This window comes from uncultured Nostoc sp. (genome assembly GCF_964245445.1).
In the GTDB taxonomy this organism is placed as follows: Bacteria; Cyanobacteriota; Cyanobacteriia; order Cyanobacteriales; family Nostocaceae; genus Nostoc.
Window position 1 is genome coordinate 1 of record NZ_CAXTNE010000002.1, and the last position, 11781, is coordinate 11781.

General features: G+C 40.0%; 12 protein-coding genes and 1 tRNA gene. 7 read left to right on the forward strand and 6 right to left on the reverse strand.

Translation table 11 applies throughout. The annotated features are described in order from the left end of the window. The first annotated feature begins 26 nt into the window (after positions 1-26). The 5 genes from ispE to ACFE90_RS00450 all read left to right on the forward strand — a co-directional run bounded on the left by ispE (position 27) and on the right by ACFE90_RS00450 (position 3141). Positions 27-980 carry a 4-(cytidine 5'-diphospho)-2-C-methyl-D-erythritol kinase gene (ispE, locus tag ACFE90_RS00430; protein ID WP_375496853.1) on the forward strand — a complete coding sequence of 318 codons (954 nt, stop codon included), beginning with the start codon at positions 27-29 and terminating at the stop codon, positions 978-980. Between the two features lie 83 nt (positions 981-1063). Continuing rightward, entirely contained in the window at positions 1064-1393 is a 330-nt protein-coding gene (locus ACFE90_RS00435; RefSeq protein WP_375496733.1) for a DUF3082 domain-containing protein, read from the forward strand. 578 nt (positions 1394-1971) lie between these two features. After that, entirely contained in the window at positions 1972-2589 is a 618-nt protein-coding gene (locus ACFE90_RS00440; RefSeq protein ID WP_375496735.1) for a sporulation/spore germination protein, read from the forward strand. A 167-nt stretch (positions 2590-2756) separates the two neighbouring features. Further along, positions 2757-2828, forward strand: a tRNA-Gly gene (locus tag ACFE90_RS00445). Between the two features lie 145 nt (positions 2829-2973). Then, entirely contained in the window at positions 2974-3141 is a 168-nt protein-coding gene (locus ACFE90_RS00450) for a hypothetical protein (protein ID WP_375496737.1), read from the forward strand. Here ACFE90_RS00450 and ACFE90_RS00455 read toward each other — a convergent pair. Continuing rightward, a complete protein-coding gene (locus tag ACFE90_RS00455; RefSeq protein ID WP_375496855.1) occupies positions 3119-3982 on the reverse strand; it encodes a reverse transcriptase domain-containing protein in 864 nt (287 codons plus the stop codon). The two genes, ACFE90_RS00450 and ACFE90_RS00455, sit on opposite strands and share 23 nt — an antisense overlap. A 24-nt stretch (positions 3983-4006) precedes the next feature. Continuing rightward, the gene (locus ACFE90_RS00460) at positions 4007-4639 is read right to left on the reverse strand and encodes a hypothetical protein (RefSeq protein ID WP_375496739.1); all 633 of its coding nucleotides are present in this window, start codon (positions 4637-4639) and stop codon (positions 4007-4009) included. A gap of 629 nt (positions 4640-5268) precedes the next feature. Here ACFE90_RS00460 and ACFE90_RS00465 point away from each other — a divergent pair. Beyond that, a complete protein-coding gene (locus tag ACFE90_RS00465; RefSeq protein ID WP_375496741.1) occupies positions 5269-6450 on the forward strand; it encodes a low temperature requirement protein A in 1182 nt (393 codons plus the stop codon). Positions 6451-6849: 399 nt separating this feature from the next. After that, positions 6850-7068 (forward strand): hypothetical protein, encoded by a 219-nt coding sequence (locus tag ACFE90_RS00470; protein ID WP_100902982.1) that lies wholly within the window; start codon positions 6850-6852, stop codon positions 7066-7068. A 568-nt stretch (positions 7069-7636) separates the two neighbouring features. Here ACFE90_RS00470 and ftsH3 read toward each other — a convergent pair. The 4 genes from ftsH3 to ACFE90_RS00490 form a co-directional block, all read right to left on the reverse strand. Further along, complete coding sequence (ftsH3, locus tag ACFE90_RS00475; protein ID WP_375496743.1) at positions 7637-9478, reverse strand: ATP-dependent zinc metalloprotease FtsH3; 1842 nt, start codon at positions 9476-9478, stop codon at positions 7637-7639. A gap of 113 nt (positions 9479-9591) precedes the next feature. Further along, positions 9592-10386: an aminotransferase class IV gene (locus ACFE90_RS00480; RefSeq protein WP_375496745.1), complete on the reverse strand. Its 795-nt coding sequence runs from the start codon at positions 10384-10386 to the stop codon at positions 9592-9594. A gap of 17 nt (positions 10387-10403) precedes the next feature. Next, positions 10404-10823 carry a GNAT family N-acetyltransferase gene (locus tag ACFE90_RS00485; RefSeq protein ID WP_375496747.1) on the reverse strand — a complete coding sequence of 140 codons (420 nt, stop codon included), beginning with the start codon at positions 10821-10823 and terminating at the stop codon, positions 10404-10406. Positions 10824-10920: 97 nt separating this feature from the next. Next, positions 10921-11706, reverse strand: a complete 786-nt coding sequence (locus ACFE90_RS00490; protein ID WP_375496749.1) for a hypothetical protein — start codon at positions 11704-11706, stop codon at positions 10921-10923. Positions 11707-11781: the final 75 nt, after the last annotated feature.

The window sequence follows — 11781 nt, forward strand, 5'->3', positions numbered from 1 at the left end:
CATTCCCCATTCCCCATTCCCAGAAAATGCATTCCTACAGCCTAATTGCCCCTGCCAAAATAAACTTATATCTGGAAATCATTGGCGATCGCCCCGATAGTTATCACGAGTTAGTCATGATACTTCAAAGTATTGGTCTTGCAGACCAAGTTAATGTCCGTTCCATTAGCACTGACAACATCCGTGTTCACTGCAACCACCCACAAGTACCAGCAGATAACAGTAATCTAGCATACCGCGCAGCAGAATTAATGGTGAGGCAATTTCCCGAAGCCTTTGCTAAATATGGGGGTGTGGAGATTACCGTTAATAAACAGATTCCTGTAGCTGGTGGGTTGGCTGGGGGTTCTACGAATGCAGCAGCTGTTTTGATAGGAATAGATTTACTATGGAAGTTGGGGCTAACTCAGTCCGAATTAGAGGAGTTGGGAGGTACACTTGGTTCAGATGTGCCGTTTTGTGTAGCGGGTGGAACTGCGATCGCAACAGGTAGAGGTGAGCAACTTTCTCCTTTGCCAAGTTTGGATAATATTTATATAGTGTTGGCAAAATACCGCAGCTTGGAAGTTTCCACCGCTTGGGCATACAAAACCTATCGAGAGCAGTTTAGTCATTCTTATATTAGAGATAGCGACAACTTGGCAGTGCGTCCTAATGCAGTTCATTCAGGAGCAATAGTAAAAGCTGTCGTAAATAAAGATGCGAGAGAAATTGCCCAAAAACTGCACAATGATTTAGAGCGCGTGGTATTGCCAGCCTATCCTCAAGTCTTGCAACTGCGAGAAGTGTTTGCAAATCAAGAAGGCGTTTTAGGAACAATGATGTCTGGCTCTGGGCCAACAGTATTTGCTCTTTTTAAGTCTCAAAAGCAGGCAGAACAAGTTAAGCTGCAAGTGAGAGAATCAATTCTTGATGAGGACTTAGAATTGTTTGTAACTCGGACAATCACACATGGTATAAAAGTGGCATCGTCTGTTTAAATAATTTTTTTCGTTAATGAAGTATAGGGATAGACAAGAATTATTCTTAATGGCCCAATTCAAAATCTAAAATACAAAATCGTATGAGTGACCAAAATTTAACGCCACAAACGGATACCAAAATACAGGCGACAGCAAGTCCTTTACGCTGTTTAATTGGGGCAGTGATTTCTGGAGGAATGGGATATGCAATGTATTCGCTGATGATTGCGATCGCTACAAATTTTGCTACTAAACCTCTCCATTCAATTAATCCATTGGTAATTAAGATTTCTTCTGCTGTTAGGACTCTGGTTGTTGGTGTAGTTGCATTGGGAAGCGGGATATTTGGTATAGTAGCAATTGGTTTGTTGGCTTTGGGAGTGCAATTATTAGTGCAGGAGTTGAGCAAACAGAAAAGTAGTGAAAACTAGTAATCTACTTTTAATCAGCAACTTAAAAACACAAGTTTTTCTAACGAATCATGATTTTTAAGCAATTGTAGCTTCGCGCTTCTGCAAGGCTGAAGTAGAAAACAGCTTGTAGTTGGGGAACAGATGGAAAAATAAATTCAGAGTTAAACGATGAAGGTAGTGATTAGGCGGCTTGATGAGAGTTAGTAGCGTACTAGTACCTTAAGAGAACTTATTTTTTATCGGACAGCGATCGCTCTGAGCAAATCCTCTATAGTAGAGGCTTTAGGTAAGGTAATCATCTGCTCAAACTTACAGCTATTTTTTGATAAATAGACCACATTGATTTAACCAAGGATCAGTATATTTTTGTTTCCTGCACCTCTGCTTATCTGGTTAAGCTTTTTGGAATTGGCATAGATGCAAAGCGGCTTGTTGTCAGACATCGTTCCTTGAATCGCAGATGTTGTAATTTGGGTGTATATATAACGCTCTACTTTAATAGACTTCGGGTTGACACTTTATAAACTGGCTCAATATTCACTAATTATGTGGAATTGATACCAGCTACACTGAAGTTAATAGCAGCAACATCACTTATGAGGAAAATTATGAGCACAAACAAGAGATATTTTTTACCCGTTATTTTTGTGACAATTGTTGTCAGCCTCAGCAGTTGTAATTCTAACCCCACCGCTCGTAATATTGACAGTGGAACGCCATCCTCTACCACAACACCGACAAATAGCGCATCGTCTCAGACTCCCAGCCAGATTCCTAGCGTAGCTCAATTAAGAGAAAAATCTCCTAATCAAGAATTTCTTAAGGAAAATACGCCTTCCTCATCAACTCCTAAAGCTGTCACTAGCAGAACTACCAGCGTCACGATGTATACAAGTGATACCCAATGTCAAGAACTCATTCCAGAAAAGGTTTCAGTCCCAGCTGAGGAACCAGTGACAAACGTAGTGAGTAAAATTTTAGAAAAACGAGATACAAGCGACTTGAGCTTGTCTGGCTATCGTGTCAACATCAAAAATGGCATTGCTACAGTTGATTTGCGAATATCCCCTGATTCAAAGCGACAAATAGCTTCTCTTTCTAGTTGTGAACAGTTTGCTCTATTTGGCAGTCTCCGCAAAACCTTAACAAGTAATGCCCAATGGAACATTAAAGAGGTTCGCTTCACCGAGCGAGGTGAAAACATTGTTCTTTAGTTAAATATGTTAGTCAGTGCCCTCATCAGCTAAAAATATTTTCCAATTTGAACAGCCACAGGACTTATGCATCAGCAGTTGCCAAAATAGTGTATGTTTTAGTAAATTTAAAACAGCTGTAAATAGTGGTATTATTGATTGTAGCCCTAAGTTTATGGTAGCAATTCGCGGGTGTAATTCAGTGGTAGAATGTCACCTTCCCATGGTGAACGTCGTGGGTTCGAGTCCCATCGCCCGCTTTAAAATCATGTGCATTAACTAATTATTTGTCACTGTTGACAGGTTAATGTCACTTTTAAGAGATTGATGTCACCATTTGGGCTGATGTTAAGCCACTGATAGAATTAGCCTTCGCCCAACTACCAGATGTGCAGGTAATTATTTTTGAGCCGTTATCCCAAACTAGCACAAGATAGTGAGCAGGCGATCGCCTGCGGCAACCTATTCGGTGTACGCAAACGCAAGCTATTTAAGCCTGAACATATTCGCAAAGCTTGGCAGCGTTTGCATGAGCAAAACTGGCTAAACATTAAAGAGCAAATAACTTCTTGAATGTTCTCTCAAAAAAGTTCCAAACAAAATTCCAACATAGAGTTTGCCTTACCTCTGTATGCTGTATGGCGTTACTGTCATTTATTGGACTTGAAGAACAATTAAATTTTTCACATGAACAGGCTTTTCGTTTACGAAGTCTGTAATACTCTTGCTCAAGAGTAATTAATCCTGCATTTTTAAAGTCTGATTTTTTCAGACGAAGTTTGTAATTTTTATAAAAGTGTTTACTGACTTCTTTCCGAATCCATTTATCCAATTCGCGTATTTGTTGGATGTCTGTAATAACCATAAAAAAGCCCATCCAACTTTTTACTCTTTCTCCTAGCACACCACCGCATACATCACATATTTTCTCACCACGCCCAGTTATTTTTCTATTGATCACATATTTGATAAAAAAGCGAAATCTACGCTCGAAATTTTCACCAGTTTTATAAGACTGCTCTTTATTAATCTTTTCTATAATTTTTTGCTGAAATCTTAAAATGTTTCCTGGTTTAACTTTGATATGCTCAAGAGTAAATTGAAAACCAACAAACTCTAGAAAATCTTTAGCTATATCAACATATTTGGTTTTACTTTCATCAGTATGTAATTCCAGCTTTATATCTTGTAATTTTTGAGCAACTTCTTGATGTACTATAGAAATTAATTCTTTTTGTTTTAAAAGTATTACAAAATCATCGGCATAACGGAGGTATCTTAGAGAATATTTTTTCGATAAATCATTGATAACCCAACAATCAAATTCATGTAAATATAAATTTGCTAGCATTCCCGAAAGTACACCGCCTTGAGGGATACCCTGAGTTCTTATAATTCTTTGATTATTTAAAATAGGCTTATGATGATGAAAAAAACGCTATCCGTATGTTTTGCCACGTTTATTTTTATGTGGAAGTCCACCAGCTTTTATAAACCGTATTAATAATTTATTAGTTAGAGTATCTTGACCAAACCTTCTCTCTATAATTTCAAAAAGATATTCGTGAGACAGCCTATCGAAAAATTTTACTATATCAGCATCTAAGGCAAATATAAAACCTTGTTTAATATAATGATGAATCAAGCTTGCTGCATAGGGTGCAGACTTTCCCTTTCTATATGTACAAGATACTTTATCTAGTCTAGGTGTGGCTTGAAAATCTTTTTCTATTTCTTTGTAAATAGCATCATACAATACTTTTCGGACAATAACATCGCGTATAGTCGCAATTGATAAAACTCGCTTTCTACCAGATGGCTTAGGAATTTCTATTTCTCGAAAAGTATAAAACTGATATGTACCTTTAAATAATCTATTTGATAGAAGCTGACAACGTAAATCAAGTTCTTTTTTAAAGGTTTGGTAAGAAATACCGTCCACCCCCATTTGAACTTTTGGCTCACCCTGCTGGAAGAAGTCCGTTTTTTGTTGTTCGTAAGCTTTAAACGCAGCCTTTAGCTTCTCCGGCTGAAAGTATTCAGTGAGTAAATCGTCCAAATTCTTGGACATAGTTTTATTTTGTAGTGATTTAATTATTTGGAAGTGCTTATTGCTTAGGCGGACAGAGAACGCTAGACACTCCCTCAACCTGTCTCCTCTACGATGGTGTAGAGTATAACCACTACCTATTATTTCTAACAGGTATAAAGAAACTCCTAGTAAGGTGGATCTTTATTGTTTATTCCATACCTGGATTTTATCACAGTTGGAAAAGCAGCCCCCTTGGGATCAAGATGCTTTTAGGCATCTTCCGGCAGGTTCAAAGACCTAACCCAGCATTATTAGACAGCATATCATCAGTTATTAATCTATTGCTTGTAACTGAGATTTTCTATACCAAAAAAAGACAAATTAAGTATTATTACTCGAAAACGGATAGAGTGGATTTATTAAAATCATTCTACAAGACTTGTCAAAATAATTTATGCCCCAACAAACTCCTGAGTATATTCATGTAGAACTGCCTACCGTTCAACAACTCACCAGCATGGGTTGGCAGTACATTGAAGGAGATTGAGACAATACCGAAGTTACCGAATTTTCAGCAGGTTTTTAAGAATTTACGCAGAAACGTCTATGCACTCGCTAATAGATGACAGCTAATGGTAAAAAACAATTAGCGATTCACAATTAGCACTATGGCAAATTTTCTCCAACCACCAAGGTTACGTATTGGTGAAGACAGTGAAGAAGAACGACACGCCACTTGGCTGGAACTGTTTTATGATTTGGTTTTTGTAGTTGCAGTTTCTCAACTCGCCCACAATCTCAACGAGGATATCTCTCTATCAGGATTATTTGGGTTTGTAGTTCTATTTATACCAGTTTGGTGGTCATGGATTGGCACCACATTTTATGCCAACCGCTTTGACAGCGATGATGTGGGACATAGACTGCTGATTGCTATACAAATGCTGACAGCAGCAGCGATGGCTATTAACATCCACCACGGTTTGGGTGAGAGTTCTCCTGGTTTTGCAATTTCCTATGCCCTCGGTCGAGGTGTGCTGGTAATAGAGTACGTCCGTGCTGGAAGACATATCCCTATAGCGCGTCCTTTGACTACTCGCCACGCTATAGGTTTTGCGATCGCAGCCTTCCTTTGGTTAATATCAGCATCTGTACCCATCCCTTGGCGGTTCGGATTTTGGACAGTGGGAATCATTATTGATTTTGCTACACCCTTAACAGTACGTAAGTTTCAGACTGGGTTACTTCCCCACGCCTCCCACTTACCAGAACGTTTCGGGCTGTTTACCATTATTGTCTTGGGTGAAGCAATCATTGCAGTAGTCAATGGTGTTTATGAGCAGAAATGGGATACTTTAACTGTAATTTCTGGCGTGTTTGGTCTAATTATCGCCTTTAGCTGGTGGTGGGTCTATTTTGATAACTTGGGTGGTAAACCTATTGAGATGGCGCGGACTCATGGAAAAGTTGGTCTTGTCTATCTCTGGCTGTACACCCATTTTCCGCTAGTGATTGGGATTGCTGCTGCTGGAGTCGGCGTAGAACAAATTTTGTTGAGTAAGCCAACTTTAGCACTACCCGATTCCCAGCGATGGCTTATCTGTGCTTCAGTAGCATTATGCTCTCTAGCTGTTAGTCTTCTCCACAGATTTGGGGTAATCCGTTATTGCAAAATCCGCTCCCAGTATCGACTTGGAGGTGCAGTTGTACTGCTAGCGATCGCTATCTTTGGCAAAGGTTTGTTACCCGTTGCAGTCATTGGCCTTATAGCTGTAGTTTCTGTTGTCCAAGTCGTTCAAGATTTATATCAGAGTCGTCCCACTACCCGCTTAGTTAACCCAGAAATCTAGCTCATAGCGTAGTAGTAGCGCACGGATATATGCTACTACTATGTATCCATGCAATTTAACTCTGGGTATTTATCCGTAAGGCATCTATCCTATGGAGGATTTTAAACAAAATATCAATAAATATTCATATAGTTATTTAAAGATTATGTAATTTCAGTATTCAAACTTGACGTTGTAAAGCTGAGAACTCAACACATTGCTGTCTATCGGAGGTGACAGAACCCAAGAAGGAATGTCATCATTAGCAGATGTACCTTTTGGCAAGTAAGTCAAGTAGGCGAAATATTTATTAATATTATGAATAGGAAGTGTAAATTTAGCGTCAGGAGTCAGAAAAAATTCTTAATGGCAGGTATTTCGCATCAATCATCTAGTTTGTCAGTAATAGAAAAGAAGATCATGAAAGATAAAGAACCATCAGACTCGAAGGAATTCGTCGGAAATCTCAAGAATGGAATTTGGCTGTTTGGATTGTCATCCTGGGTATTCGGCATTACTGATCGCAGTATTGCTTCATTTGCGGACGGCTATCTATCTGCTTTGGATTTGACGCAAATATTCACAGCCGCTACGTTCTTTGTGGCGTGGCTATTTTTGAAACCGACATCGAGAGTTTAAGATCGGCGACTGGTTGAGTATCGGGTCACTTTTAACGCTAGTCATGTCAAGATTCGGAAACTTATCTCCAGTAACAATATGGGGAATTTTTCTTCTTCCCAAATTTCATAACAGAGGCGGAGATTTTCACCAAAAAATTGCTCGACTTCCAGACTTAAAAATCCATCTGGCACAATCGCTGGTATATTCGGGTCATACTAAACTGCCATATCAGCCCCGAAAACCAGTCCATTCAATTTGCCTATGACATAGCTAGTAAGGCTTTAAGTAAACTAGGGTGATTTTTTTTACCATATAGACTTCTTAAATTGTAGCTAGATTGTATCTTTTTCCTTTTGAAGTCAGAGTTCTAGCTTTTTTATTTTGGTGTATCTAAAAAAATTTTTCTAATTTTCCGGAATTGATTATGCTCAAGTGGTAGTCTCAATCAGACAAGCGATTTATACTGAAACTCTATAACGAAACCTTCGGGGTATATAACCCCATATTAAAAGCCCGGTCTTCATGACCGGGCTTTTTTAACAATTACGAGTTAGGAATTATTCTTAACTCCTAACTATTCATTAAATTAGGCAAAGGCAGCAGTTGTCACATCGTTATTCGACAGAATTTCTTGCAACTCTTCAGCGTCTACCGTTTCTTTATCAACTAGCATTTGCGCTATCTGATCTAAAATGTGGCGGTTGCCCACTAACACTTCTTTAGCGCGTGTTTCGGCTACATCCACAAGTTTACGGACTTCTTCATCAATAGCGGCGGCAGTTTCTTCAGAGAAATCACGCTCTGACATGATATCTCGTCCGAGGAACATGTTACCTTGCTGACGACCAAGAGCAACAGGGCCTAAGCGATCGCTCATCCCAAATCTGGTGATCATCTGACGCGCAACACGGGCTACTTGTTGAAGGTCATTAGAAGCACCAGTGGTAACTTCATCTTCACCAAAGATTAATTCTTCAGCAATTCGACCACCCAAAGCCACAGCCATCTGATTTTCCAGATAAGCGCGGCTGTATAAACCTGTGTCCATCCGGTCTTCGCTGGGGGTAAACCAAGTTAAACCACCTGCACGACCACGAGGGATGATGCTAATTTTTTGTACTGGGTCATAGTCTGGCATCAAAGCACCAACTAAGGCGTGACCAGCTTCGTGATATGCTACCAAGGTTTTGCGCTTTTCGCTCATTACCCGGTCTTTCTTCTCTGGCCCAGCTAACACGCGGTCGATCGCGTCGTTGATTTCATCCATCGAAATTTCAGTCAAATTCCGGCGGGCTGCCAGAATTGCGGCTTCATTGAGCAGGTTGGATAAATCTGCGCCAGTAAATCCAGGGGTACGACGGGCGATTTTATCCAAATCCACATCTTTCGCTAAGGTTTTGCCACGAGCGTGAACCTTGAGAATTTCGCTGCGTCCGGCATAGTCGGGACGGTCTACTACAACTTGACGGTCAAAGCGACCAGGACGCAATAGGGCTGCATCTAGGACATCAGGACGGTTGGTAGCGGCAATGATAATGATGCCAGTATTACCTTCAAAGCCGTCCATTTCTGTGAGCAACTGGTTGAGGGTTTGTTCCCGCTCATCGTTACCACCACCTAAACCTGCACCCCGTTGACGACCTACGGCGTCAATTTCATCGATGAAAACAATACAAGGAGCATTGGTCTTAGCTTGTTCAAATAAATCGCGGACGCGGGATGCACCCACACCTACGAACATTTCTACAAATTCTGAACCAGAGATTGAGAAGAAGGGTACACCTGCTTCACCAGCTACGGCACGAGCTAGGAGGGTTTTACCTGTACCAGGAGGGCCAACTAACAGTACACCTTTAGGAATTTTTGCACCAACGGCGGTAAAGCGATCGGCGTTTTTCAGAAAGTCTACGACTTCATTTAATTCCAACTTGGCTTGGTCAATACCAGCTACATCGCCAAATGTTACCTGAGTTTGTGGTTCCATTTGCACTCTGGCTTTAGATTTGCCAAAGTTCATCGCTTGGCTACCTGGGCCACTTTGAGCGCGACGTAGCAAGAAGAATAAGCCAACCAAAAGCAATACAGGGAAAAATAAGCTGCTCAATGCCTTAAACCAAAATCCTTCGTCGGTTTGGGGCAAAACAGAAATATCAACGCCTTTAGAAGTCAGAGTATTAATCAAATCTGGATCGTTGACTAAGGTAACAATCCGTTTAGCTGGGTCATATTTGGGTGTAACCAGTGCTGTGGAGCGATCTGCACTCAAACTGACTTTTTCTACTCTGCCTTGTTGAACTTCTTGAATAAAGCGACTATATCGCCATATCTCTCTACTTTGGGGTTGTTTGTCAAAAAATGCTGTTCCCAGCGCAATGACGACAATAAACAGCAGTGCGTACAGCCCTGCATTTCTCCATCTTTTATTCACTAAGGTCTATCCTCCGGTATTTTTCGCGCGGTCGCCTAGCGTCTCTGATCGCAAAGGTGATTATTAAGAATTATGTTAACTTATCTTAAGATATAACAAATTTGGCGTGCCTGTCATGCTAAAAAAAGCTCCTTTATTAGCTGAAAACTTTGATGGTAGGGATTATATTGTAGCGACCCTGAAGGCTGATGAACGGTATGAATGGGAATAATTTCTACCACACTATTAGTGTAAGCTATCGCTTCAAATCTCTGGACTAGCTCGACGCTCCAAGGTTCTTCCCGCACTGGCTGCTGGTGGTTTTGCAACCAGTTTACAAGTTGCGATCGCATAATTCCCGGTAAAATTCCGGCCTTTATTGGTGGCGTGTACCAACTGCGATCGCACCATCCCCAAAGGTTGCCTGTGCTGGTTTCTAGCCAATTTCCTTGAGCATCAACTAATATTGCTTCTTGAGTATTTAAACTAGTTTTTGCCAACCAAGCACTCAAATAGTTTCCAGTTTTATGAGAGGGGAGAGAACGATAAAATTCCGAACTTGCAACAGCGCATGTAATACCCTTATTTTGTTTTTCTGTCAAATTCTGCGGTAATAATCTGCCAGTTATCCACTCCCGTCCATCGGGAAAGAGGGTTATTCTGAGAACGGGGAAGTGTGCGAGGAGAATTTGAGCGCCTTGACCTAGACGGGTCCAATCTGGTTGCTGCCAACCAAAAGATTGTACTGAGAAAAGTAGGCGATCGCAGTGTGCTTGCCAATTAGTTAAATTACTATCTAGCGAGTTCTGATAAACCCGCAATGTTGTAAAAATAGTTGCCCCATAAAGTAAGCCCGGATCATTAATGTTTAACTCTAGGGTTTGGGAGTGAATTAATTTACCGTCATACCAAAAAATATTATTTGTCACAACCAGATTGCTTGTCGCTACAACTCTATTGAAAAGTGATGACTTGTAATGTTCATACGCTGCATGAGATAAAACCTGTGGGCTGCAAATCGCTGAACACCAGAATCAAGGCTCAGGTGTTTACACTCATGATTTCTTGCATATTCAATTAGCCATTGAAATAACTGTTGACCATAGCTATGTGACCGATTAAACTCATCAACGACTAAATCATCAATATATAAAAACTTTCCCGATGCTAAACAACTAGAAATGCGAAATCCAGCCACTGCCAGAGTTTGTTCCTCTATTTTCAAGAATGCAAGTTGATATCTTTCTTTCATTTGATATCGAACTTGTTCTACAAACTTATCTTGCTCAAGGTGAGGACGCAACTGGGAAATAACAGGAAAACACCCTAATATTTGAGAGTCAGATTCTGCCAATTGTATTGACATAAGTGTTAACCTACGCAATCATGTGTGAGAAATTTTAACTCGAGTGGGCAAATATAATTTGCTACTACACTTGCAGCAACCAGTCATAACTAATAATTTAATCTTTGGGGGGAAATACAATTTTATGAGTCCCTTCAGGAGTTGTAATAACTTTCCCTCCCAAAGCTTCAATTTCCCTAATTGCACGTTTTTGAGTTCTCTCATCAACTTGATTATTTAAAACTATTGCCCAGGTAGCAATTTGAGCATATTTGCTGTTGGGATTTAAACTCAGAAATTCAGCAGTTTTTTGGGAAGTATGAGCGATCATCTTACTCTCTGGATCTAAAAAGTTACTAGCCCAGTTTGCAGCCGTTGCAAAAGACTGTTCGGCAGCTTTAGCATTGCCTAAAAATAATAACTCATCAACTCCTTTATAACGCCATACGTAATAAGACTTTTCGGGAACTGAAGGAGATAGTGATTTTAAGCCTTTCTCTGATAATGCGATCGCACGTTCTGGCATAGCAGCATACAATGAAGTACTGATAGAAAGACTGCGATACGCTGCTAAAAATCGCGGGTCACGTTCTAGGATGATTTCAAAATATTCTGGACTTAAACTGTAACCTGTTTTATCCCGAACTTCATCATCTCCGAAATATTGGAGAAAATTCAGATATACCAAATCTGCAATTAAATTACCATAACCAAAACTAGGCGTTTTTTTGAGAAAATTAAGACGGATATTTTCAGATTTTATTTCTTTCTCTAAAGTTTCTAAAGAGGCAGATTGCTTACTATTTATTAGTTTTTGCAATTGGGGGAATTGAATCAAGCCAACTCCTAAAATACACATACAAATTACAAAAGGTGTAGCAAAAGCTTCACGATATAACAACATATTTTCCTTGTCTTTATCATTATAGTTATATTATTGTATACACAGTATTATAAGAAAATTCCGCCTCACTTGCGT